Origin of the sequence: Flavobacterium sp. Arc3 (assembly GCF_041431375.1) — a bacterium.
In the GTDB taxonomy this organism is placed as follows: Bacteria; Bacteroidota; Bacteroidia; order Flavobacteriales; family Flavobacteriaceae; genus Flavobacterium.
On sequence record NZ_JASMRI010000005.1, the window covers coordinates 1 to 25,089 of the forward strand.

The window sequence follows — 25,089 nt, forward strand, 5'->3', positions numbered from 1 at the left end:
ATTACTCTTTATTCTTTTGTTCTAACATCTCTGTTAAAACGGCTGTCAATTCAATATGTCTAGGAACGTGTTCTTTTATTATTTATCGTCTCGTTGCAACACTTAGCGCGTTTCTCGAAGCGGGTGCAAAAGTAATAAACTCTTTCAAATCTCACAAGCTTTTTTTGAAATTTTTAGAAAATAAATTTCCTTTATTATTTCGTTTGCTTATCATCATGTAAAGAACTTATTCGTTGTTGCGGGTGCAAAAATACACTCTTTATACCGTTAAACAATACTTTAATTTAGCTTTTTTTTGATGTTCTCTTAACCTTGAGTTTAACTAGCTGAAAATACGCTTTTTGAAGATGGATTTTTTTTACTCTCCCCGCACCTCTCCGAAGGAGAGGGGGACATTATGAACGAAGTTTGTGGGGTTTCTATGCAAATACAGCGTTTTTAAAATTGCTTTGCAATTATATGGAACAAATTACAACTGCCCCTTTAAGACGATATTGCCGATCTACTATAGGACTTAGTATTTAAAAACAGTGAATTTTTCTTTTTTCGTTGTGTGTTTTACCTCTAACCTCCTTTCTTTGCGTTAGGGATAGTAGTGAAAAGCCCACAGTCCCGGTGGAACGAAGTGGAATCGCGGCGAGGACTTGTAGCGGATAGCCCGACCGATTATAAAAAAAGAGGCTACTCCGTATATATAGGTATAGCCTCTTTTTTTTTATAATGGGGAACGCCCATATATTATTTATCGTTTTGGTTGCTGTGCTTTTGATTCCCAGAAATCATTCAGCTTATCAATATCTACAGGATGTGCCGGCATTTGATTTTGCAACCTCCCTGATTCGAAGGCTCTTGCTAGTATAGTTTCTATCAAAAAGTCTTCATTGGATTCAAAAGGGACATATTCTGTTTTCAAATTAATGTCAAACATGCTGGCTGCGGTATTAGACCAAAAGGCTTTCCATCCACTTTTTAGTGTTTTTACCAAGTCAAAAGTTGTTGTTCCGTTTGGCGGTGGATTAACTTTACCACTATTCGCCCTTGACTACGCACCAATTTTTTAAGCCTAATTTTGTTCCACTACAAGTTTTAGTACTGACCTCAAAAAAGATCATACTGGATAGTTCGAAAAAGCTCCGAAAAAAAAAGGCTCCGATTTCTCGAAGCCTTACTTATTTTATTTTTCTACTTTGTTTTTGACTACTAATCTAAACCCTTCACCGTGAATGTTCAGGATTTCGACATCTTCATCTAATTTAAGATACTTTCTTAATTTAGCAATGTATACATCCATACTACGAGAAGTAAAATAGTTATCATCTCTCCATATTTTTGTCAAAGCTAATTCTCTTGGCATTAAATCATTTTCATGAAGAATCAACATTTTTAATAATTCATTCTCTTTTGGAGATAATTTAATAGGCTCTTCGTTGTTAAACGTTAAGAATCTTAATTTAGAATTAAGGTGGAATTTTCCAATATTAAATTCATGTTGAACTTGTTCTGTTTTAGTATCAGAAGATTTTCTTTGAATAATTGCTTTGATTTTCATCAATAAGACTTCTGAATCAAAAGGTTTATTCAAATAATCATCAGCTCCCGCTTTGTACCCTTTTAAAACATCTTCTTTCATCGATTTTGCAGTAAGAAAAATAATAGGCACTTCGCTATTTTTCTCTCTTATTTCCTTCGCTAATGTATACCCATCTTTATAAGGCATCATTACATCCAGTATACATAAATCATAAGTGTCTTTCTTGAACTTTTCGAATCCTTCCATACCATTCTTAGCAAGAATGACATCAAAATCATTTAGCATTAAATAATCTTTAAGAACAGCACCAAAGTTAAGATCGTCTTCTACTAAAAGTATTTTTTTATTTATATTTTCCATATTATATTTTATTTGCGGTATTTTTAATTTATTAGGGGTAATTTTATTATAAAGGTACTCCCTTTGCCTTTCTCACTTTCCACATATACCTGACCGTTATGATCTTCTACGATTCTTTTAACGTAGGCTAAACCTAAACCATGCCCTTTTACATTATGTATATTTCCAGTGTGTTCCCTGTAAAACTTTTCAAAAACTCTTTTTTGAGCCACTTTACTCATTCCTAAACCTTTATCCTGAACTTTGATAAGGATCATATCTTTAATATTTTCTGTATACACATCTATATCTGGTACATCAGGAGAATATTTAATTGCATTTTCTAGAACATTGACAATCACATTTGTAAAATGTACATCATTCATCAAAACTGTGGTTCTCGCAGCATCAAAATGAGCTGTAATCTTTCCTTCTCTATCTTCTAAAATTAAATTAACATGCTCAATAGCGTCAACAATAATTTCTTCTACATTGCTTGATTCTTTATCTATATCGAGCTCTTTTTTCTCGAGCTTAGAAATTCGTAAAACATTTTCAACCTGGGCATGCATTCGTTTATTTTCATCCCGAATCATCTGCAGGTATTTGAAAACTTTTTCCTTGTCATCAATTATTTTTGGGTTTTTAATAGCATCCAAAGCCAAATTAATAGTAGCAATAGGTGTTTTAAACTCATGCGTCATATTATTAATAAAATCTGTTTTGATTTCAGAAATTTGACGTTGGCGTATCAATTGATTCAGTGCACTCGTATAAGCCACAATGATAATTAATGTAAAAATGATCGACAATACTGTTATACTTATCAATTCAGACAACAAGAATTTTTTCTTGTGCGGAAAACTAACTAATAACTTGTATTTTTCATTCCCTTCATTATCAGTATAAATAGGTATAGAATAGGTTAATTCCTTATCATATTTAAAATCAGGTGACTTTACGTTTGTGGCAATACCATTACTGTAAATTCCGAATTCAAATTTTGTGTTTACACCGTATTCTTCTAGTTCCTTCTTTATTAATTTATTTAGTGTTTCTTTAGAAACTCTTTCTTCTAAAGGCATTGCTGCTGCAATATCTTTATAAGAGATTTCAAATTGTACTTTATCTAATACATCTAGATTCCCCGATTTTTCAACCGTAACATCTGGAAGTAAATTCTGCTGTAAATCAGATTTATCAACTCCTTTACTATTATACACCTCAGTAACTCGTTTTGAGCTGAAATTCTTAAATTTATCACCGTTGAATTTCTTATTAAATAAAGAAGATGAAATATCATAATCTTCAGAAATAATACTATTAGAATACACAATAGTCTTATTCGTTTTTGTATTTCTCTGTACGTAATAAAACTCAGTTAAATCTTCTTTTTTTGGTGCTTTACCTGTACTATCTTTTATACGATTGTATTTATTATAAAAGCTATATGCTTCTTGTTTTTGAAGCTTATCAGCAACATTCCCAATAACTTGTTTTACGTGAAATTTAAATTGTTCATCGTTGTTTTTAAACGAGCTATTAAACCAATATACCTGAACTAGAATTATTCCGATTAAGGATAAGCTCATTAATAAAACCAGTAATCTAAAAAATAGTTTATTCATCAGAACAAAATTAACATTTTAACAATATGAATGATAATACATTAACCAAACATTAACATCTAACACTCATTTTGTTTAATACTCAAAATTTTAAGAATTTTATCCGTTTTCTTCTTAGCAATTTCAATATTGATATTTTCAATGACATAATCACTTTTTGAAACACGCTGTTCATCAGTCCATTGCGAATTTATTCTTTCCAAAATTTTATCTCGCGTTGTTTTATCTCTATCCATTACACGCTGAATTCGTGATTCTAATGGGGCTGTGACCGTAATTATTACGTCAAAATCTTTATAATTTCCACTTTCGAATAAAATTGCTGCTTCGTAAATTACAATTGCCGACTCTTTATGTTCAAAAAGCCATTGTTTAAAATGACTCTTTACGGCTGGATGAACAATCGAATTGAGTTGTTTCAGTTTTTCAGCGTCGTTAAACACTATTTCAGCTAGTTTATCTCTTTTTAGATCAGCTCCTTGAAAAAGACCCGCTCCAAATGTTTCTTTAATTGAGTTGATAACTTCGGCTGTTTGCATAATTTTCCTTGCTTCATCGTCTGCAATGTAAACAGGAATCCCTAAAGATTTAAAATATTTTGCAATCGTAGTTTTCCCACTACCTATACCACCTGTTAATCCTACAATTTTAGTCATAATTAAATTTTAAAAAATAATTCAGGAAAAGCATTTTGAGGCTTCTTTTTCAGAATGATAATTTTTACAAATGATTCTATAAAACCTATTCCATAACCATAAAACTGCTTCCAAACAGCTACAACTGATAAGTAGCCAATTTTAATGCTTTTGTTTTGATATGTTGAGACCAAAAACAGTACCAAAAAATAAATAAAATACAGCTTAAGCAATAAATCAAAATTGAAAATCAACAATACTACCGCTACTGTAAATCCAATTATAAAAACCGACGGAAAAAAGAACGTAAGCTTATTGTATTTAGGATACCAACTATTAAGTATCGGCCTTGCTTTACCAAACTTATTAACTTGTACTGAAAACTTATCCCAATCAATCCTTCTCTTATGATATACATACGCACTTGCGAAGAGCTTGGTTTCAAAACCTAAATTCCATAGGCGAATTGATAAGTCTGGATCCTCACCAGGATGAATGTTTCCAAAGCCTTTTGATGCTTCAAAAGCTTTTCTGGACAATCCCATATTAAAACTTCTTGGTTGGAATTTATCTATTTTTTCAGAACCGCCTCTTATTCCTCCTGTTGTTAGAAAAGATGTCATAGCAAAATTGATTGCCTTTTGTATATCTGAAAAGCTATCAAGAGCCCGATCTGGCCCTCCAAAGCAATCCACGTAACTATGCTTTAATGCTTTATCCACCTCAGTAAGATATTCCGCTGGAATAATACAATCCGAATCAAAAATGATAAAATAATCGCCTTTGGCTTTCTTCATTCCGTGATTCCTAGAGTCACCAGGACCGGAATTGTCTTTATAATAATAGGAAATACCTAATTTACGGTCATATTTCCGAACTACATCTTCGCATTTTACAGATGAACCGTCCTCTATAATTACAACTTCAAAATCTTCATTGTAATTTGATTTCGACAAACTCTCTAGTAGTTCATCAACTTCATCAGGTCTATTGTAAACGGGAATAATTAAAGAAAAAAACATATTTTTATAAGTGAATTAATTATACGATTAAGGCAAGCTTTTAACAAAGATATACTATCTCAATAAAAAAACCATCAACTACTAATTGATGGTTTTGTATAAAATTTTATTAAGCCTTTTCTCGTTATTCAAACATTTCCACAACTTCCTGACTTACTCCCATATTAGAGAATCCACCATCGTGTAAAAGGTTTTGAAGGGTGACCATTTTAGTTAAATCTGAAAACATAGCCACCGTATAATTAGCGCAATCTAAAGCAGTTGCATTCCCTAGAGGTGCCATTTTGTCTGCAAAAGCAATAAAACTAACAAATCCTTTTACACCTTGACCCGCTTTTGTAGCTGTTGGTGATTGTGAAATTGTATTTACTCGTACTTTTTTATCTCTTCCAAAAAAGTAACCAAAACTACGTGCGACCGATTCCAAGTATGCTTTATTGTCAGCCATATCGTTATAATCTGGAAAAACACGTTGCGCAGCCATATAAGACAAGGCGACAATACTCCCCCATTCATTCATAGCGTCTTTTTTATACAATACCTGCATTACTTTGTGAAAAGAAACTGCAGAAACGTTCCATCCTTTTTCGGTATACTCGTAATTCTGATTGGTATAATGATTACCTTTTCTTATATTGACAGACATACCTATGGAGTGTAAAACAAAATCTATTTTACCGCCAAGAATTTCTATTGCCTGATCAACTAAATTCTCTAAATCAGCCACCGATGTCGCATCCGCAGCTATGATTTGCGAGCCGGTTTTTTGGCCTAAGTCGTAAATAGAACCCATTCGTATTGAAGCCGGAGCATTCGAAAGAACAAAAACACCGCCTTCTTCATGAACTCTTTCTGCTGTTTTCCAGGCTATTGAATTTTCATCTAAAGCACCAAATATGATTCCTCTTTTTCCTTTTAATAAATTATGCATACATCCTTTTTTTATACAAACACCCAAAAATACACAATCAAACATTGGCTTGCAAACGCCTTTTATTTTTCATTATTAGGTATCCCATTATTTATAATTTTCAGGAAGAGTAGTCCGACCATTCGCCACATTCCCTATTAATAAAAACTACGGCTAAAAAGCCTTGTTTTTCAAAATCTGGAGACGATACTACTGTCGTGAGTAAATTACAACTATTAACGATTCATCAAATTATAAAAAAGCAACTGCTAATTTACACATTGATTAAGATGCTCCTTGATAATATACAGCCTGTTTTTTGTCAAGTCGCTTATACGTCCGGCCATAATATTACTTTGAATTGTACCGCCACCAGAATATTCAGTTTTAGAAACAATTCCTATTACTTGAATTTCACTGTCTCTGAATTTAATCCAATTTCTTTGTGCTTCTTTTAATTTTTCTTGATCTTTAGCTTGCAACTTCTTCATTAGAATAGCGTAATACTTGTTAAGTAATTTATCATAATCGTTATTAAGTTCTACAATTGCTTTAGTCATTCCTGAAGTGGTATAGTCAATCTCTACTTTCTTATCAGCTAACTTTTCAATTCGGTAAACGTCTGTTTTAAATTCTATATCCATAGGAAGATCAGAACCATCATTCGTTTTTGTCAAAGAATCTTTAAATTTAAGTGATTGCTTACCTACTTGACTTTTAATTTCACTTAGTTTAGCATTTGTAATTTCTGATTGCGCATTTGCAAAAGTTATTGATACTAGTAGAATTAAGAGCAGTCTATTTTTCATTATTTATTTTATTTGTAATTTATAACGCAAAGTGACTATTCATTCCATTTAAAACCTATTTGCGCCAACAATAAACTAAAGTAATCAAATGATATAAAACTAATACCTAAAATTATATTAAAAAAAAACAGAGGTACTATTTTTTACTTCGCATTATAAACGATATGGTTAGTATTCTATTGAATTTCTAAATTAATCAACTTGCAGAATAAGATTTTTTAAAACTGAATTCCACCTAAATCATTTTATAATCCTTGCTCCTATTGGCCTTAAGTAAACACAAATCTCCAAAAGAAAAAAAATATTTTTCAATAGTACTTTTCAGCTATTGTGCATTTAGCAAATAATTCTATTGTGTTTAGTTGAAATCAACAATCGCAAGACTCCTAAAAAAAACACCCTACTTTATTTGGCATAAACCGCATAAATTAAGGTGTTGTATTTTGAATGAAGAAAAAGTATTACTTGATACTTCCTACTGCTACCATTTCGTTTGCATCTGCTTTGTAATCTACACCGTCAAATCCAAATCCGAATAGGTTATGAAAGTCATTTCTGTAACCCTCTAAATCTCCTAACTCGGCTAAATTTTCAGTAGTAGCTTCTATCCAAAGTTTAGCTATTTTTTCTTGAACATCAGGACGCATTTCCCAGTCGTCAACACGAATTCTACCTTTTTCATCCGTAGGTATTTCTTTTCCAGAAAACAATCTATCAGCGTATAAACGTTGGATTTGCTCGATACATCCTTCGTGAATTCCTTCTTCTTTCATTATTTTGTACAATAAAGAAATATACAATGGAATCACCGGAATAGCAGAGCTTGCTTGCGTTACTAATGCTTTATTTACCGAAACGTACGCTTTTCCATCGATGTCTGCCAAACTATCAGTGATAGTAAATGCAGTAGCTTCCAAATCATCTTTTGCACGACCAATTGTTCCTTTTCTATAAACAGCCTCAGTCAATGATGGCCCTATGTAAGAATAAGCAACTGTAGTAGCGCCAGGTGCTAAAAGATTTTCAGCCTTTAAAGCATCGATCCACATTGCCCAGTCTTCACCTCCCATTACTTTCACTGTATTCTCAATATCATCACCTGCAGCAGGCTCAATAGATATTTCAGAAACTTTTCCAGAATGAAAATCAACTGTTTTATTTGTAAATTTATCTCCAATAGGTTTTAAAACTGAACGATGTAAAACTCCTGTTTTTGGGTCTAAACGCACTGGGGAAGCCAAGCTATAAACAACCAAATCCACTTGTCCTAGATCAGCTTTAATTAAATCTAATACTTGTTTTTTAACTTCATCAGAAAAAGCATCACCATTAACACTTTTTGCATATAAACCTGCTTTATGCGCTTCTTTTTCGAAAGCAGCAGAGTTATACCAACCTGGAGAAGCTGTTCTTCCTTCAGTAGGTGGCTTTTCAAAAAACACACCAATAGTTGCAGCATCAGATCCAAAAGCACTTGAAATCCTTGAAGCTAAACCAAAACCTGTTGAAGCACCAATTACAAGCACTTTTTTTGCTCCGTTTATTACTCCTTTTGATTTAATGTATTCAATTTGATTTTTTACATTTTGTTCGCATCCATCAGGGTGAGCTGTCAAACAAATAAATCCTCTCATTCTAGGTTCTATAATCATTTTTATATCGTTTAATCGTTGATTTACTATTTCAATTTATTTCTAAAATTTTTTATTCTTCTTCCTAAACAAAGCAAATATAAACCAAAAAACTAGTTCAACAAGGCTTTAGCGTGATTTAGGGCCGAATCTGAAACTACTGCTCCTGATAACATTTGAGCAATTTCAATAATACGTTCCTCGTCTGTCAATAGCTTTAATTCCGATTGTGTATCCTCTCCTACCGTAGATTTTGAAACCTTGAAATGCGCATTTCCTTTTGCTGCAATTTGTGGTAAATGTGTAATTGCAAAAATTTGCATTGTTTTACTCATTTCTTTCATAATCTCACCCATTTTAATGGCAATTTCACCGGAAACACCAGTGTCAATTTCGTCAAAAATCAATGTAGGTAATTTAGAATATTGCGCTAATATTGCTTTTACAGCAAGCATTATTCTGGACATCTCTCCACCAGAAGCAACTTTTTTAAGTATTCCAAAATCAGTTCCTTTATTAGCCGAAAATAGAAATTGAATTTCATCTTTTCCGTTAGGATAATATGTTGCCGATTGTTTCACCTGAATATCAAAACGAACATTAGGCATTCCTAAGGTGTCTAAAATAACAATCATTTTCTTAGACAAAATTGGAATTGCCAGCAATCGATTATCGTGAATTGAAGTAGCAGTTACATCTAATAATTCTGCCTTTTCTTGAATAGCTTCCGTAAGACTTTCAATTTCTGCTTCTAGATGTCCAAGTTCAAAAACTGAATTTTCTAATTGAGTTTGAATTTCCAGTAATTCATCGATAGTTGAAACCTGATGCTTCTTTTGTAAATTGTAAATGAGTTGTAACTTCTGACCAATAAAATCCAATTGTACCGGGTCATTCACCAATTTATCTGAGCAACGACTAAGTTCATCTGAAATATCGTCAAATTCAATTGCAACACTTGAAATTCTTTCTAAAAGTGAATTGTAATCTGTCGAAAAAGAAGCTATTTTTTGCAAAGAAGCTTTAATTTCTTTTAGATTATACAAAACACCTATCTGTTCTTCATTGGCAACAGCCAAAGATTTATCAAGAGACTCTTTGATAATCTCAACATTATTTAACTTTTCAAAATCATCTTCAAGGATTTCTTGTTCTCCTGATTTTAAACTTGCTTCAACTAGTTCATTTAATAAAAAACTATGGTACTCCTGCTCTTTTAGCGATTCTCCTTGTTTCTTAATAAGTGAATTTAATTTCGTTTTATCAGCTTTATAACTTTTAAGAAGAGATTGATATTGCTGAATATTTTGGTCATTGTCAGCTATAGCATCTATGATATCAAACTGTACATTCTCCTCAGACAGTTCCCTTGTTTGCTGTTGCGAATGAATGTCTATCAAAAACAAACTCAACTCTTGTAATACTTGCAAGTTCACAGGGCTATCATTAATAAAAGCCCTCGACTTTCCAGAAGGTAGAATTTCACGTCTTACAATCGTATCATCTTCATAATCTAATTCATTACTTTCAAAAAAAGGTGATAAATTGTATTTTGATATTTCAAAATGTGCTTCAATAATACACTTTTCTTCCTTATTCTTTAAAGAAGTCAAGTCGGCTCTTTTTCCCAAAACCAGTCCTAAAGCCCCTAATATAATTGACTTACCAGCACCCGTTTCTCCTGTAATAATTGAAAATCCTTTTGAAAAATCTATACTTAATTTTTCTATTAAAGCATAGTTCTTTATTGATAGAGTGGTTATCATTTATGGTATATTTTATTTTGAAGATTTAAATTTATTGTAAAAAAAATAGATAATAAATTTAGTATTTGATCGTTCCCCATTTACTTGAATTTAAAGGAGATGTTTTATTTAAACTCTCAATTAAATCCGATATCGTGAGACTTGGTCCACCTGAAAAGATGGAAAGAATTTCATCTGATTTTGCATCAAAGAATATACGTGTCAAAAACGCATTAGGTTTAGAAGAATTTAGTTTCCCTAAATCTAATAATGACTCTTTAATTTTTTCTTTCGCCGCTTTCAGATCTTTTGCCATTAGGTCTAAACCTGAATGATAGTCCAATGCTGTTTTACGTATTGTAGAAAAGGATCCAGATAACATATCATTGATGAGGAAATAACGATTTTGATTGCCGTCAATTTGACTCCACCCTTTATAACCACTTTGTTGAGCTACGTTTGCAATATTTTGTGCTACTTCAAAATTAGGATTACCTGATTCTAAAACAAAAGTATCCTGATCCATTGCCAATATTATATAGCTATAAAAAGAAATTACAGAAACAAGATTAGATTCAAAGGCCGTAGGATTGAAAAGTAAATTCTCAAATTCAGTATATCTAAAACTAAAATCTTTATCATTATAGTTTAAAACTGGTGAAGAATAAGAAGAATTATAAATAGGTCTTGAAGATTGCACTTGCAGTGTTGCCGTAAACTGATCTGAACTGTTAGACAAGATAGTAATATACATAGAGCAACTAATTTTTTCATTTTGCTTTAATGTTTCACCTGTCCAATCTGTTTTATTTATAAATTCATTCAGTGACGTTTCAAGGGTTTTGAAAACCTGCTGATTGGCATTACTTAATTTATCTGAATTTACCGTTACAGTACAATTTAGTTGTTGTGCTTGCATAAGTCCAACTGAAAGTAGTAAGAAAAAGGTAAATATTTTACTCATAAAAATTTGCTATTACTTTATTTAATATATCGTCAGCAACTGCTTCTTTTGATTTCAGTTCCATCGGTTCAATATTAAAGTTCTTGTCGATAAAGGTAACTTTATTAGTTTGCTTTCCAAAACCGGCTCCTTCATCCTGTAAAGAATTTAAAACAATCAAATCTAAGTTTTTTTTCTGGATTTTACCCTTCGCATTTTCAATTTCATTTTCTGTTTCTAAAGCAAAACCAATTAAGAACTGATTTTTCTTTATACTTCCCAATGAAGCTAATATGTCTTTTGTCTTTTCGAGTTCAATCACAAAATTATCTGCGGCTTTCTTTATTTTTTGTGTAGCTACATTTTTAGGCTTGTAATCAGCCACTGCAGCAGCAGCTATCGCAACATCCACTTCATCAAAATACTTATGGCAGGCATCGTACATTTCCTGTGCAGAAACAATAGATACAACCTTAATTAAACTATGATTTGCCGTAAAATGTGTGGGACCAGCAACTAAAATAACCGAAGCTCCTAAGTTTGCAGCACTCTTTGCAATATCAAATCCCATTTTACCGGAGGAATGATTCCCTATAAAACGTACTGGGTCAATTGCTTCGTAGGTAGGCCCTGCAGTAATTAGTATTTTTTTGCCTTTTAAGGGTAATTTACTTTCTAAATCAGCTTCTAAAAACCGAATAATATTTTCAGGTTCAGCCATTCTTCCTTCGCCAGAAAGACCACTCGCTAATTCGCCACTTTCTGCCGGAATTATAGTATTGCCAAATGCTTGTAATAATTTAAAACTAGCTATTGTAGAAGGGTGCTTATACATATCTAAATCCATTGCTGGCGCAAAATAAACAGGACATTTTGCAGATAAGTAAGTTGCGATTAGAAGGTTGTCGCAAGTACCGTTTGCCATCTTTGACAAAGTATTTGCTGTCGCTGGAGCGATAACCATAAGATCTGCCCACAACCCTAAATCAACGTGATTATTCCATTTTTCGTTTTCTTCATCTTGATTGAAGAAAGTGGAATGCACTGGGTTTTTAGACAAGGTGGATAATGTAAGAGGAGTTACAAAATCCTTAGAAGCAGGTGTCATTATCACTTGGACATGTGCACCTGCTTTTATGAATAGTCGTACTAAAGACGCAGTTTTATAGGCGGCAATTCCACCAGAAATTCCTAGTAAAACTTTCTTTCCGCTTAAAACTGACATTGTAGTATTATTTATTTGAATCTCTATGGTAAATTTTACCGTCTAACCATTCTTGAACAGCTAAAGCGTGTGGCTTTGGCAATTTTTCATAGAATTTTGAAACCTCAATTTGTTCTTTGTTTTCAAAAACTTCTTCAAGACTATCATTATATGTAGCAAACTCTTCTAATTTCTCAGTCAATTCTTTTTTAATTTCAGAATTGATTTGGTTTGCTCTTTTAGCCATAATGGTTATCGCTTCATACACGTTTCCAGTAGGTTCTTCAATAACAGTTTTATTGTATGTTATTGTATTTACCGGAGCATTCGTCTTTTTTAAATCCATGACTTTATTTATTTAGTAAATTTTTGTAAATCTTGTTCAATTCGAACTAACATTTCGTTCGCTTTCTCTTTATATTTTGTTTCTGGGTCAAATTTAATCAAATTTGAATAAGCTAATTTTGCAACATTCAAACGTTCTTCCATTTTAAATTCAACACTATTGATTCCTAGTTGGTAAGCAGAATCAAACTTATAAAACAATGCATCTTCTTTATATGGCGTTCCTGGATAATCATTAATAAAATTATCTAAAGCTACAATTGCTGATTTATAATCTGAAATTGTATTGTATCCTTTCGCATTTTCATATACCTTCTTCTCGATTTTTTCACTTAAAACCTTTACTGTCTCATTTGCTTCTCCTAAATATTCTGAATTTGGATAAGTATCAATGAAATTCTGTAATTTATCTATAGCTTTAAATGTATCTGTTTGATCTAAACTAAAAACCGGTGATAACATCGAGTAGCTTTTTGGACCTAAATAAGCAGCTTCCTGCACTTTTTCACTTTTAGGATAACCTGAAACAAAACTTTCAAACTGATAACCCGCTAAATAGTACTGTTTTGTTTTATAATATGACTGCGCAAACATGTAAAACAACTTTTCAGCTTGAGGTTTCCCTCTGTAAGCAGGTGCTATTTGTTCAAAAAGACGGATTGCTTTTGTATATTTTCCAGCTTCATATAATTTGGTACCCATTTCAAATTTCGCAGCTACATCATCGTTTTTTAATGCTTTTTGATATTCATTACAAGAAGCAAAAAGAACAACAAGAAGCAATAGAGATATAATTTTTTTCATTTTATTTATTTTATTTGACTTATAGGTTACTCATAACCCACAAAAAATCATACCGAAGTTTCGGTGGCAAATTTAGTTATTAATTTAGCTACTACAAAATATTTCTTCGCTTAAAAATAAGAGCTGTTTTAAACTGCTATTTAACTGTCTTTTTAACGAATTCAGCTATTCTTTGAGCCAAAGATTCATCAACTTGAACTAATGGTAAACGCACAAAACTATCTGCTATTCCCACTGCTTCAAACACTTGTTTAATTCCAGCAGGATTTCCTTGTTCGAAAATCATATCTATACAATCCGATAAGATGTACTGCATTTTAAATGCTTCATCTACTTTGCGATTCAATCCTAAGCGAATCATTTCAGAAAATTCTTTTGGAAAACCTTGTCCAATTACGGAAATAACTCCTGAACCACCCGCTAAAACCATAGGTAAAGCTATCATATCATCCCCTGAAATCACAAGGAAGTCTTTTGGTTTGTCTTTTATTATTTGCATCGCTTGGACGATATCTCCAGCTGCTTCTTTAACAGCAACAATATTTTTAAAATCATTTGCCAAACGCAATACCGTTTTTGGCAAAATGTTACTTGCCGTTCTTCCAGGAACATTATAAATGATTACTGGAATTGGTGATGCGTCAGAAATCGCTTTAAAATGCTGATATATTCCTTCTTGAGTAGGCTTATTGTAAAATGGTGAAACTGAAAGGATAGCTATAAAACCAGAAAAATCTCTAGTCTTTAATTCCTCAACAATTCTTCTAGTGTCGTTTCCTCCCACTCCTAATACTAAAGGCAATCTTCCTTTATTACAGTCAACAACTGTTTTGATGACCAATTCTTTTTCATCTTGAGATAAGGTCGCATTCTCTGCTGTTGTTCCCAGAATTACAAGATACTCAACCCCTCCGTCTATTGAAAAATTTACGATTCTGCATAATGCTTCCGTATCAACTGAGAAATCTGCTTTAAATGGAGTCACAAGAGCAACACCAGTTCCTATTAATGCTTGCATGTTAAATTATATTTTGTTTAATATTTTTAAGTACCTAAATAATTCACGAGTAAAAACCTTGTAGTTTTCAGTATTAGTATTGATCATTAAATTATTTAATCTTTTATCAATAGCTGAAAAACCAACTTTAAAATGTGCTTTAGAATTGTGAGTTACTATTAGTAAAATTGCTTTTTCAACATCATAATAACTAATTAACAAATCAAATTCTTTGTCAATAAAATCGTTTACAGCAGGATTGTCTATTTCTGCGTTCCACTCTAAATGTTTTGAGCTAAACGTAGCTCTTACATTATTTGTGCTTTTTTTTACTGCCTCTCTATAAACAACAACCTCTATATTTTCTTCTAAAATACCATTAGCAATAAGCTCGTTTATAAAAGCGTTTGTTTCTAAAAAATGACGTTGGTCGATAATCACACCAACCGTTTTGATTATTCCAGAAACCGAATTGCTTTTAACATTTTGCAAACTGTTTTTTAATATTTTTTTTACAGAAAATTCTTTTATATAATTTAAAAACATTCTATTTTTACCACTTTACAAAATTAATTAATTAAGTCCCATAACAAATGGTAAATCTAAAAAAGTATAACGATGTTTTGAAACTTTTTGTTATATTCTTAACATTTTTTTTCGCTGTATCCTGTGGAACCAAAACGCTGACACTAACACGAATTGAAGGCGTACAATTACCAATTACAGAAAAGGAATCTCAAATCCCTGAAATTGAAAACTTTATAAAACCTTACAGAGAACATATTAATAAGGACTTAGACAGCGTGCTGGCTTACTGTCCTCAAACTTTAGAAAAAAATACTGGAAAGTGGCAATCGACTATAGGAAACTTAATGGCCGATGTTACTCTAAGTCGTGGAAATACTGTTTTTACTAAAAGAGAAAACAAAACCATTGATATTTGTTTATTGAATCAAGGTGGAATAAGATCAATTCTTCCAAAAGGAAATGTAACGACTAGAAATGCTTTTCAAATTATGCCTTTTGAAAACAGTCTCGTTGTGGTGGCTTTAAAAGGAGAACAAATTTATGAAATTGTCGATTATTTCCTTAGAGAAAAGCAGCCCCATCCTTTGGCTGGTATGACATTTACTATTGACAAAAACAATAATGCTAAAAATATACTGGTACAAGGCAAGCCTGTTGATAAAGATAAAATATACTACGTAGGTACTAACGATTATTTATCGAATGGAGGAGACAACATGGCTTTTTTCAATAAAGGAATTCAAAAATATGATTTGGATTATAAATTGAGAAACATCTTAGTTGATTACTTTAAAGAAGTAGATATCATTCCTGTAATTAAAGATATTCGAATCACTGTCGAATAAGTACCAAAATTCTTAAAATAATTATAGCCCTAGCCCCGATTGTAGTGAAAATCCTTTTTATTTTCCTTTAAAATAAAAAGATTGCAGCGGAAAGCGGGATTAAGCTCCAAAAAAGGAAAAAATGAAAAGAAGAGATTTTATAGAGAAAACAGCCGTAACTACTGCAGTATTAGGCTTAGGTGTATCATTGAGTAGTTTTAAATCTTTGCATGTCAAAAAAATAACCATTCTCCATACTAATGATGTCCATAGTCATATTGATCCTTTTCCTGCCGACGATCCCAGAAATCCAAATATGGGTGGTGTTGCCAGAAGAGCCGCATTGATTCAAAAAATCAGAAAGGAAGATGAAAACGTGTTACTTCTTGATGCGGGCGATATTTTTCAAGGGACGCCTTATTTCAATTACTATGGAGGTGAACTGGAGTTTAAATTAATGAGCATGATGCAATATGATGCCTCAACTATAGGAAACCATGATTTTGACAATGGAATTGCTGGTTTATATGCTCAAATGCCACATGCAAAATTTGAATTCTTATCTGCTAATTATGATTTCAAAAACACGTTGATGGACGGCTTGGTGAAACCTTATAAGGTTTTTAATAAAAACGGAATTAAAGTCGGTGTTTTTGGAATTGGGATTGAACTTGCCGGTTTAGTCGATAAAAAAATGTATGAAGAAACAGTATATAATGACCCCGTTGAATCAGCACAAGAAATGACTCGGATATTAAAAGAGGATCTGAAATGCGACTTAATTATTTGTTTATCACATCTTGGTTATAAGTATAAAAATGAGTCAACGAAAATAGACGACTTAAAACTGGCTGCCTTGACAAAAGATATTGATCTAATAATCGGTGGACACACACATACTTTTCTCGATAAACCTACCGTTACAAAAAACAGCGCAGGAAAAGAAGTTTTAGTAAACCAAGTAGGCTGTTATGGTATTAACCTTGGCCGAATTGATTTCTATTTTGATTCTGATAAGAAAAAAGCATCTGAAGGTATATCAATCGTTGTTTAACCGCTCATTAATTATAACGAATTTATAAAAGGAAAAGCATACTAAAGTATTTAAAAATAATGCCAATGGTCTTAAACTAATTAATGTCACATCAGATAAATAAAATCTCTCAATTAAGACAACAAAAGTCAAGCTTATCGACATAATTCCAAAAATAAGCAACCAGATGTCTTTTTTATCATCAGCTAACAAATAATTTGACAACACAATTCCGCTGAGCGCTGAAATTAAGACAATCTGAATAACTAAATTAATATAACTTTTTACCATTACATTATCAGGAATTGACACAAAATACAAAAAATAAAATAGGAAAGGTATTGAAGCTAGTAAGGCTGGAATATAATCATTAATGCGAGTTAACTTAGCAACATAATATATCTCAATGACACGATGAAAAAAAACGAATATTAAGGCATACCCTATCATCGTTATTTCATTTGATATAAAAAACATTCTTGCAATTAGTACAAATAAAAGATTAAAAAAATAAAGCCCATTTTTCAAAGAAGAGGTATACCAATACAAAGTTATCAATAGTAAAAACTCTACTGGTTTTATAATATATTGAAAATAACTATCCATGTATATCTGGAACAGAATCTCGATTATTCCTGTCAAAAAATAGAGTATTACTAACACTTTTTCAATGTTCCTATCTTTACTTACGATCTTCATTTTTTCTGTATTAATTTACATTTATAAGAATCATAAAGTCATCTTCAGATAGAATAGGAATATTTAATTTGTTGGCTTTTTCTAATTTGGCCGGTCCCATATTATCTCCAGCTATTACGTAATCCGTTTTTGCAGAAATGGAACTACCTACTTTTCCTCCATTTTCTTCAATTGCTTTTTTCAATTCATCTCTAGAGAATTTTTGGAAAACGCCAGATACCACAAATATTTTTCCCGCGAGTTTATCCGTTGCATTAGGGTTTATGTTTTCTACAATTTCAAATTGGATTCCGTAAGCCTTCAATCGTTCAATGATAATTTTATTTTCTTCATTGTCAAAAAATTCAAGAACACTTTTAGCAATTTTCTCACCAATTTCATCGACTAGAATCAAATCCATTAAAGTTGCCTGACTCAATGCATCAATATTTTTATAATGTTTGGTTAATTTTTTAGCAACAGTCTCTCCGACATAACGAATTCCAAGAGCATATAGAACACGTTCAAATGGAATGCTTTTTGAATTCTCCACTCCTTTAACTAGATTGTCAGCAGACTTTCGTGCCATACGTTCCAAGGGGAGAATTTGTTCTACAGTCAATTGATATAAATCGGCATAATTATGAACTAATCCATTATTGAAAAGTAAAGCTACCGTTTCTCCACCAAGACCTTCTATATCCATGGCTTTTCTGGAAATGTAATGCTGTATTCTCCCGATAATTTGCGGTGGACAACCATAAAAATTGGGGCAGTAGTGGTTGACCTCTCCTTCATTTCTTACTAATTTCGTATGACATTCAGGACAATGCGTGATGTATTTTGTGGGTTCTGAATTTTCGGGACGCTTGCTTAAATCTACCGATATAATTTTAGGAATAATCTCGCCTCCTTTTTCAACAAATACAGTATCCCCCACTCGTATATCTAATTTTTCGATTTGGTCAGCATTGTATAAAGAAGCACGTTTAACAATTGTACCGGCTAATTGTACTGGTTCCAAATTTGCAACTGGCGTAATTGCACCCGTTCTTCCCACTTGATAAGAAATAGAATTCAATTTAGTTGAAACTTGTTCTGATTTGAACTTGTATGCCATTGCCCATCGCGGAGATTTAGCAGTATAACCTAATTCATCCTGATATTGAAAGCGATTTACTTTTACCACTACACCATCTGTTTCATAAGGCAATTCATGTCTGTGTAAGTCCCAATAATCAATGTATTGAAAAACTTCCTCTAAACTATCTGCTAGCTTCGCTTCCTTGGGTACTTTAAATCCCCATTTTCGGGCTGTTTCTAAGCCATCATATTGTGTTGCGAATGGAAGATTAGTTCCAATTAAGAAATACAAAAGACAATCTAATGGTCGTTTTGCAACTTCGGCGCTATCTTGTAATTTTAAACTCCCCGAGGCAGTATTCCTAGGATTAGAATAGGGTGTTTCTCCAATTTCAATTAAATCCTGATTCATTTTTTCGAATCCGGCAAAAGGCAAAATTATTTCGCCGCGTACATCAAATTTATCAGGAAAATTACCTTTTAGCTGTAGCGGAACTGACTTTATTGTCTTGATATTATTAGTAACATTATCTCCTTGAAATCCATCCCCCCTGGTAACAGCTCTTGTTAGCTTTCCGTTTTCATAAGTAATACTAATTGATGCCCCATCATATTTTAATTCACAGGTGTATTCTAATGGAACGTCGCCCAGTACTTTCTGCACGCGTTTTTCCCAATCGATTAAGTCATCCTTAGAATAAGAATTATCCAATGAATACATTCTGTATTCATGAGGGACCGTTTTAAAATTTTTAGTGATCGTTCCTCCTACACGTTGCGTAGGTGAATTTTCATCAAAATATTCAGGATACTTATTTTCTAAATCCTGAAGTTGTTTTAGTTGTAAATCAAAATCATAATCAGAAATAGTGGGTCTGTCTAAAACATAATAATTATGATTATGCTGATTAAGTTCTTCTCGTAATAACAGTATTTGTTGCTGAATTTCCATAAAATGACTATCCTGAATAAAGTTTTAATTTGGACACAATAAATAATGCAGGACAAGTTTTTTGTCTGTATTACTATTTATTTGTCAACAAAAATAATGAAATAAAAATATTGTTACCGCTAATTTAGTACTGATTGTACCAATCAAAATTATTTTTTAAAATAGTTTGCTTCTCAGAACGTACAAAATCAAGAAAAGCCTTTCCTATGGGAGACAACTTTTTTCCTTTCAACCATATTAATCGCCATTGTGTTACTATTGGTGTGTTTTTAGCGGGTAAAATAAATAATTGTTTCTGTAACAGTTCATTTTGCAGTCCTATAAGTGGCATTATTGAATAACCCAAACCTGCAATAACCGCCTGTTTTACCGCTTCATTAGTTGACAACTCAATCTGCTTGCGTTGCTTCCCTCTTTTATCATCAAAATATTTTTCCATAGCCATACGCGTTGCAGAGCCATCTTCTCTATATATTAATGATTTGTTCTTCATTCTTTCTTTTTCATTGCCAATGAGATATAATTTATTTTCAACTAATGATTCCTCTTCGACATTTAATTTTTCAGGCAATTGAGATACTAAAGCAAACTCTATTAAATTATTTTTCAAACTTTCTATGACCTTACTCCTATTGGTTACATCCAATACCAAATCAATTCCTGAATTTTTATTCAAAAATCCTGACAAGAAATAAGGAATCAAATACTTTCCTGTTGAAGCCGATGAAATAACCAATTTCCCATTAAGTATCCCTTTATATTGAATGGTTTTATAGTTTATATTTTCGAGCTCTTCGATAATTCGCTGTGCTATAGTTGCTATTTCCCTCCCAAAATCAGTGACATAAAGTTGTCGTCCAATAACCTCTGTAAGTGGAATATCAAATTGATCTTGAAGATTTTTTAATTGAATCGACACGGCGGGTTGGGTCATAAAGAGTTCTTCGGAAGCTTTAGTAATACTTAACTTTTGAACCACTTTAAGAAAAATTTGTAATTGGTGTATGGTATAATTCATAAAATTTTTTAATGTATTCAATTACAAATATAAATAAAAGTAAATGAATTAAAAACAGGACCTTTATAAAATAAACCAATTTATAATTTTCAAAATGGAACAAAAAACAACCGTACAAAAAATGACTTTTGACTTAATTGATGGTACTTTTTTACCGAATGAAACAATGGAAATCATCAATCATATTATTCAAAAGAAAATCAATTTCCATGAACTGCGAAATTTTAGCGAAAAAATTCGTTTTGGAATTCAAAATGACAATTCGGGGGAACGGATTATCGCTTTAACTTCCTATCAAAAACAATTGGCTTCTTACGTCGAACAATTAGACAGTACCGATCAAATCTTGGATATAAAAGCTACTATATCCATCAAAATTCATCAGATACAGATTCTAGCTCCATTAACACACAAAAACGATAGCATAGCCCACTTTTACATTCATCGAAAGAATGGATTTTACATCAATACTATTTTTGACAAACTTGTAGGAGCACTAAATTCAAGTAAATACAATTAAGTAATCTAAACACTTTTTATTAATCATCAAAAAAGAAAGCAGTGCAACTAGAATAAATCGATGAATCTGAAACAATTATCTCTACAAAACCGCTTATTTCTATAGAACAAAGAATTATTAAAGTTTACCAAACTATAGCACCATTATGGTCACTGGAAAATTTTGTAGCTGTAAATCCGTATATGGGAAATACAGACAAAGAATTTGGAAGCGACGCACAAGAACTCGCTTATATTTCAGAGATTGACTCTATTATGTCTATTGAATATTATTTAGATAAAATAAAACAAGACGAAATAATTGAAAGTGATATCAAAAACGCTCTTAATAGTAATTTAAAAAGTTCTACAAACAATACTGCCGTTTTCATGCAAAGTCTGGAAAATAAAGAGAATAAAAACAAAAAATTACCTACTATCGGCACTGCCATTGAAAAAGCAAGTGAAATAAATAACAAAGATTGGCAACGATTTGCTACCCAAAGAATATCGCTCTCGTTCGCCTCTTACTTTGACAAAGGTCAAGCCCAATTGAGTAGTTTGAATAACGAAAGACTATTTATCTCCTGGAAAAAGGAGCTCTAGTTGACAGAACACCCGAAATTGCGGGATTATTAGGTTTTAAAAACATCCCTAATGAGCCACTTGAAGCTATTAAACACAACTTGTGCGCTTTAGGATTGAATGGTACAGCATCATCATTTTATCTCGAAAGAGTTTTAATGAACTTGAACGGTTGGACCAGTTATGCTGCAAAACGAGATTATGAAGCAAAATTAGACAATTTAGAATCTACCATAGTTCTCGAAGTATTAACCGTTCTTACGAGCTGGGAACTTTGCACATTCCTAGCGCTGAGAAACAAAAGTCTTACTGAAAAACAGAAAGTAACCGTAACCAACTTTAAAAATATTGAAGCATCTAAAATTTACAGCGATGAAATACAAAAAAAAATCATACTACAAGAAGCTTTAAATTTTTCGGTACAAAGAAAAAAAATTGCAAAATTTAATTTTAAAACAAAGAACACGGACGAAGTTATTCCTTCAGAAATTCAAGCTGTATTCTGTATAGATGTCCGTTCAGAAATATACAGACGAAATTTAGAACAAACCAATAGTAGCATTCAGACTTTAGGTTTTGCAGGTTTCTTGGGGTTTCCCGTAAACTTCTTTGGTATGGGGAAACAGACTAGTAAAGTACAAATTCCTGCACTGTTAATACCAAAACTAAATGTTATTGAAAGGATAAAAAATAATACACAAAACAATAAAATACTTCATAAATTTCAGTTAGAAAAGGAAATTTTAAATTTATGGAAAACCTTTAAATCAGGCTCTATAAGTTGCTTTGTATTTGTCAGCCCACTAGGAATTACTCTATATCAATAAACTTTTATCAGAAACGTTCAAAACACCTAATGCACTGAAAGGTTTAAATTTTTTAAATAGAAAAATAAAGCCAACTATCATTAGCTTAAAAAACAACCACGGAATAGGAATCCCAATTGAAACACAGGTTGAAATGGCAAAAAATGCTTTGACAGCAATGTCTATGACAAGTAATTTTGGCAAATATGTGTTACTTGTGGGACATGGATCGAGTACTAAAAATAATCCTTATGGATCTGCATTGCATTGCGGAGCTTTTGGCAGCCATACGGGAGAAGTTAATGCGAAGGTAGCTACAGCTGTTTTTAATAATGATTATGTAAGAACAAAATTAATCGAACATAAAATAAACATCCCAAAAGAAACCGTATCTCTAGCTTGTTTGCACAATACAACAACAGATGATATTACCATATTCAACGAGGAAGATATTACAACTAAAAATGAAAATCTACTGACAACTTTAAAAAGAAACCTTATAACTGCAACAGAAAAAACGCGCACTGAACGTGCTTTAAGAATGATAACCGAAACAAATAGAACCATTGCAGAAAGAAGCGAAGACTGGTCGCAAGTTTGCCCAGAATGGGGATTACCAGGATGTAACGCTTTTTTAGTTAGCAAATGACAAAGAACAAAAAATCCAAATCTAAATGGCGAAGTTTTTTTACATACGAATGATTGCGAAAAAGATACTGAAAACAATGTTTTAACTGCCATCATGACTGCCCCTATGATAGTCACCAGTTGGATAAGTTTATAATATTACGCTTCAACAGTTGATAATAAAAAATTAGGATCAGGTAATAAAACATACACAACATAACTGCGGGAATTGGAGTAACTGAAGGATATTCTGGGCATTTAAGAACTGGATTACCTTGGCAATCGGTTAGTGATGGTCATAAATTACAACACACACCTAACATATTAAATGTCATCATCGAGGCTTCAATTGATGCAATTAACGAAGTACTCAAAAAAAACCAATCGCTTCGAAATTTAGTCGACAATGGCTGGTTGAAATTACTGCAAATGGATGATGAAGGAATAATTGCAAATAGATATAAGAGTAACTTAAATTGGGAAAGCATCTCTTGCATGTGAAATTAAAAAAGCGTTTTCTTTTATAGAGAAAACGCTGCTTTTTTTGCACTATATTTAATTACGACTCTATAATTGAATTTATTTGCTTATACAATTGTCCGTCACTTAAAAAAGCACCTTGTTGTATCAAAGCAAATATGGAAGTATTACGCTCTTCTGTAAACTCTTTTTTACCTACTTTCATTTCAATTGTTTCTGTAAACATATTATCACTAAGCCATTGCAAACCTTCTTTAGTTAGAAAATCAACTTCTGGAACTAATGATTTTAGAACAATAGACTGTACATGCGTATCGAAACTTTGGAAAAGAAAAATGTGATTTTTTGAAAAATGCTCTAAATATTCAGCTCTTGTCAAAACTCCTTCCCATACTAAATCAGAAAAAACGTCCAATTCTTGTTCTGCAACTTCTGGTTTTTCGGCTTTTATACTGTCCCACTCCGCTTTATCAATTGTTTGAGTGGCTAAAAAAGTACTGAATTCTTGATTTAATTCTTCAAATTGCTCTTTAGTTAATCTTGTATATTTCATGAAATTTGTTTTTGCTACAAAGGCACTATGGCACAAAGCTTTTGTTATTATAATTCTGTGGCAAATTTATAATTTTTAAACCAAAAAAAAGCCTTCTTGACAGTAAACTACCATCATTGCAAAATGTTTTAGTTTGCTTAATAATGCATAATACTTAACCCCTTCTGTAATAGAAATTGCTAAAATATTGGCTCCTCGATGCAACACTATGTCTGAACTCTACCTTTGCTATTAAACAGGAAGTCGTACTTTGGGCTAGGATAGTCTGTAGTCCAAAAAACAAGGAATCATAAAGTAGTGTTTTTCATCTCTTTTAGAATTTGTTTGTAAGCGTTAAAATTAGACCAAAAAAAAAAAATCACTCCGAAAAGTGATTTTATATTTCTTTAAGAAAAAAATTAACTGTATAAAATTATTCTGCAATAATTTCATAAGGTAATTCGATGATTACATCTCTGTGTAAACGAACGCTAGCTGCGTATTTACCAGTACGTTTAACGATACCGCTAGTGATGAATTTTCTGTCAATTACTTGACCACCTTTTGCTAAAACAGCAGCGATGTCGATATTCGTGATTGAACCGAATAATTTTTCTCCACCTGCTTTTGCAGTAATTTTAATTTCGATAGCTTTTAAAGCTTCTGCTATTGCTTGCGCATCAGCTACTACTTTAGCTTCTTTATGAGCTCTTTGTTTAAGGTTCTCAGCTAATACTTTCTTTGCAGAAGAAGTAGCTAATTGAGCAAACCCTTGTGGGATTAAGAAATTACGACCGTATCCGTTTTTAACAGTTACTACGTCATCTTTAAATCCTACATTTTGAACATCTTGTTTTAAAATAAGTTCCATGTTGTTGTCCTTTTTTTATAGAAGTTAGGTT

The 25,089-nt window shown here is 32.2% G+C and carries 25 protein-coding genes and 2 pseudogenes; 7 read left to right on the forward strand and 20 right to left on the reverse strand.

Going from position 1 to position 25,089, the window contains the following annotated elements:
• Positions 1 to 742 precede the first annotated feature (742 nt).
• The 15 genes and pseudogenes from QO200_RS04575 to QO200_RS04645 form a co-directional block, all read right to left on the reverse strand.
• Positions 743 to 1,050: pseudogene (locus tag QO200_RS04575) on the reverse strand (DUF4294 domain-containing protein).
• A 124-nt stretch (positions 1,051 to 1,174) separates the two neighbouring features.
• Positions 1,175 to 1,891 (reverse strand): response regulator transcription factor, encoded by a 717-nt coding sequence (locus QO200_RS04580; RefSeq protein WP_371536941.1) that lies wholly within the window; start codon positions 1,889 to 1,891, stop codon positions 1,175 to 1,177.
• Positions 1,892 to 1,914: 23 nt separating this feature from the next.
• Positions 1,915 to 3,498, reverse strand: a complete 1,584-nt coding sequence (locus QO200_RS04585; protein WP_371536943.1) for a sensor histidine kinase — start codon at positions 3,496 to 3,498, stop codon at positions 1,915 to 1,917.
• Between the two features lie 59 nt (positions 3,499 to 3,557).
• Complete coding sequence (gene coaE / locus QO200_RS04590) at positions 3,558 to 4,154, reverse strand: dephospho-CoA kinase (RefSeq protein WP_371536945.1); 597 nt, start codon at positions 4,152 to 4,154, stop codon at positions 3,558 to 3,560.
• A 2-nt stretch (positions 4,155 to 4,156) separates the two neighbouring features.
• Positions 4,157 to 5,155 carry a glycosyltransferase family 2 protein gene (locus tag QO200_RS04595; RefSeq protein ID WP_371536948.1) on the reverse strand — a complete coding sequence of 333 codons (999 nt, stop codon included), beginning with the start codon at positions 5,153 to 5,155 and terminating at the stop codon, positions 4,157 to 4,159.
• A 124-nt stretch (positions 5,156 to 5,279) separates the two neighbouring features.
• Entirely contained in the window at positions 5,280 to 6,086 is an 807-nt protein-coding gene (locus QO200_RS04600) for an enoyl-ACP reductase (RefSeq protein WP_371536951.1), read from the reverse strand.
• Between the two features lie 248 nt (positions 6,087 to 6,334).
• Positions 6,335 to 6,874, reverse strand: coding sequence for a lysozyme inhibitor LprI family protein (locus QO200_RS04605; RefSeq protein WP_371536953.1), 540 nt, complete (start codon positions 6,872 to 6,874; stop codon positions 6,335 to 6,337).
• A 461-nt stretch (positions 6,875 to 7,335) separates the two neighbouring features.
• Positions 7,336 to 8,526, reverse strand: coding sequence for an enoyl-ACP reductase FabV (fabV, locus tag QO200_RS04610; protein ID WP_371536956.1), 1,191 nt, complete (start codon positions 8,524 to 8,526; stop codon positions 7,336 to 7,338).
• A gap of 92 nt (positions 8,527 to 8,618) precedes the next feature.
• Positions 8,619 to 10,271: a DNA repair protein RecN gene (recN, locus tag QO200_RS04615; RefSeq protein ID WP_371536958.1), complete on the reverse strand. Its 1,653-nt coding sequence runs from the start codon at positions 10,269 to 10,271 to the stop codon at positions 8,619 to 8,621.
• Between the two features lie 58 nt (positions 10,272 to 10,329).
• The gene (locus tag QO200_RS04620; protein ID WP_371536961.1) at positions 10,330 to 11,214 is read right to left on the reverse strand and encodes a DUF4835 family protein; all 885 of its coding nucleotides are present in this window, start codon (positions 11,212 to 11,214) and stop codon (positions 10,330 to 10,332) included.
• The gene (coaBC, locus tag QO200_RS04625; protein WP_371536964.1) at positions 11,207 to 12,418 is read right to left on the reverse strand and encodes a bifunctional phosphopantothenoylcysteine decarboxylase/phosphopantothenate--cysteine ligase CoaBC; all 1,212 of its coding nucleotides are present in this window, start codon (positions 12,416 to 12,418) and stop codon (positions 11,207 to 11,209) included. Before coaBC ends, QO200_RS04620 begins: the two co-directional genes overlap by 8 nt.
• 7 nt (positions 12,419 to 12,425) lie before the next feature.
• Positions 12,426 to 12,743, reverse strand: coding sequence for a DNA-directed RNA polymerase subunit omega (locus QO200_RS04630; RefSeq protein ID WP_026709525.1), 318 nt, complete (start codon positions 12,741 to 12,743; stop codon positions 12,426 to 12,428).
• An 8-nt stretch (positions 12,744 to 12,751) separates the two neighbouring features.
• Positions 12,752 to 13,546: an outer membrane protein assembly factor BamD gene (locus QO200_RS04635; protein ID WP_371536969.1), complete on the reverse strand. Its 795-nt coding sequence runs from the start codon at positions 13,544 to 13,546 to the stop codon at positions 12,752 to 12,754.
• 136 nt (positions 13,547 to 13,682) lie between these two features.
• The gene (dapA, locus tag QO200_RS04640; protein ID WP_371536972.1) at positions 13,683 to 14,564 is read right to left on the reverse strand and encodes a 4-hydroxy-tetrahydrodipicolinate synthase; all 882 of its coding nucleotides are present in this window, start codon (positions 14,562 to 14,564) and stop codon (positions 13,683 to 13,685) included.
• A gap of 6 nt (positions 14,565 to 14,570) precedes the next feature.
• Positions 14,571 to 15,089 (reverse strand): hypothetical protein, encoded by a 519-nt coding sequence (locus QO200_RS04645; protein WP_371536974.1) that lies wholly within the window; start codon positions 15,087 to 15,089, stop codon positions 14,571 to 14,573.
• Between the two features lie 47 nt (positions 15,090 to 15,136).
• On the opposite strand from QO200_RS04645, the gene QO200_RS04650 reads away from it, so the two are divergent.
• Positions 15,137 to 15,916, forward strand: a complete 780-nt coding sequence (locus tag QO200_RS04650) for a 5'-nucleotidase C-terminal domain-containing protein (RefSeq protein WP_371536976.1) — start codon at positions 15,137 to 15,139, stop codon at positions 15,914 to 15,916.
• A 121-nt stretch (positions 15,917 to 16,037) separates the two neighbouring features.
• On the forward strand, positions 16,038 to 16,949 hold the full coding sequence (locus QO200_RS04655; protein ID WP_371536979.1) for a bifunctional UDP-sugar hydrolase/5'-nucleotidase: 912 nt from the start codon (positions 16,038 to 16,040) through the stop codon (positions 16,947 to 16,949).
• On the opposite strand, the gene QO200_RS04660 is transcribed toward QO200_RS04655, so the two are convergent.
• From QO200_RS04660 to QO200_RS04670, 3 genes are all read right to left on the reverse strand, one after another.
• Positions 16,935 to 17,627 carry a hypothetical protein gene (locus QO200_RS04660; protein WP_371536982.1) on the reverse strand — a complete coding sequence of 231 codons (693 nt, stop codon included), beginning with the start codon at positions 17,625 to 17,627 and terminating at the stop codon, positions 16,935 to 16,937. The genes QO200_RS04655 and QO200_RS04660 overlap by 15 nt on opposite strands.
• Before the next feature lie 10 nt (positions 17,628 to 17,637).
• Positions 17,638 to 19,641 carry an NAD-dependent DNA ligase LigA gene (gene ligA, locus QO200_RS04665; RefSeq protein WP_371536984.1) on the reverse strand — a complete coding sequence of 668 codons (2,004 nt, stop codon included), beginning with the start codon at positions 19,639 to 19,641 and terminating at the stop codon, positions 17,638 to 17,640.
• 124 nt (positions 19,642 to 19,765) lie between these two features.
• On the reverse strand, positions 19,766 to 20,659 hold the full coding sequence (locus QO200_RS04670) for a LysR family transcriptional regulator (RefSeq protein ID WP_371536986.1): 894 nt from the start codon (positions 20,657 to 20,659) through the stop codon (positions 19,766 to 19,768).
• 94 nt (positions 20,660 to 20,753) lie between these two features.
• On the opposite strand from QO200_RS04670, the gene QO200_RS04675 reads away from it, so the two are divergent.
• The 5 genes and pseudogenes from QO200_RS04675 (at position 20,754) to QO200_RS04695 (ending at position 23,676) form a co-directional block, all read left to right on the forward strand.
• Positions 20,754 to 21,179, forward strand: coding sequence for a hypothetical protein (locus tag QO200_RS04675; RefSeq protein ID WP_371536988.1), 426 nt, complete (start codon positions 20,754 to 20,756; stop codon positions 21,177 to 21,179).
• Positions 21,180 to 21,295: 116 nt separating this feature from the next.
• Complete coding sequence (locus QO200_RS04680) at positions 21,296 to 21,763, forward strand: putative inorganic carbon transporter subunit DabA (protein WP_371537376.1); 468 nt, start codon at positions 21,296 to 21,298, stop codon at positions 21,761 to 21,763.
• Positions 21,764 to 21,807: 44 nt separating this feature from the next.
• Positions 21,808 to 22,569 carry a putative inorganic carbon transporter subunit DabA gene (locus QO200_RS04685; protein WP_371537379.1) on the forward strand — a complete coding sequence of 254 codons (762 nt, stop codon included), beginning with the start codon at positions 21,808 to 21,810 and terminating at the stop codon, positions 22,567 to 22,569.
• 34 nt (positions 22,570 to 22,603) lie between these two features.
• A pseudogene (locus QO200_RS04690) lies at positions 22,604 to 23,332 on the forward strand (putative inorganic carbon transporter subunit DabA).
• A 59-nt stretch (positions 23,333 to 23,391) separates the two neighbouring features.
• Positions 23,392 to 23,676: a putative inorganic carbon transporter subunit DabA gene (locus QO200_RS04695; protein ID WP_371537382.1), complete on the forward strand. Its 285-nt coding sequence runs from the start codon at positions 23,392 to 23,394 to the stop codon at positions 23,674 to 23,676.
• Between the two features lie 58 nt (positions 23,677 to 23,734).
• Here QO200_RS04695 and QO200_RS04700 read toward each other — a convergent pair whose 3' ends face one another.
• Both QO200_RS04700 and rplI read right to left on the reverse strand, forming a co-directional pair.
• The gene (locus tag QO200_RS04700) at positions 23,735 to 24,208 is read right to left on the reverse strand and encodes a DUF6495 family protein (RefSeq protein ID WP_371536990.1); all 474 of its coding nucleotides are present in this window, start codon (positions 24,206 to 24,208) and stop codon (positions 23,735 to 23,737) included.
• A 412-nt stretch (positions 24,209 to 24,620) separates the two neighbouring features.
• Positions 24,621 to 25,058 (reverse strand): 50S ribosomal protein L9, encoded by a 438-nt coding sequence (rplI, locus tag QO200_RS04705; RefSeq protein WP_371536993.1) that lies wholly within the window; start codon positions 25,056 to 25,058, stop codon positions 24,621 to 24,623.
• Positions 25,059 to 25,089 lie beyond the last annotated feature (31 nt).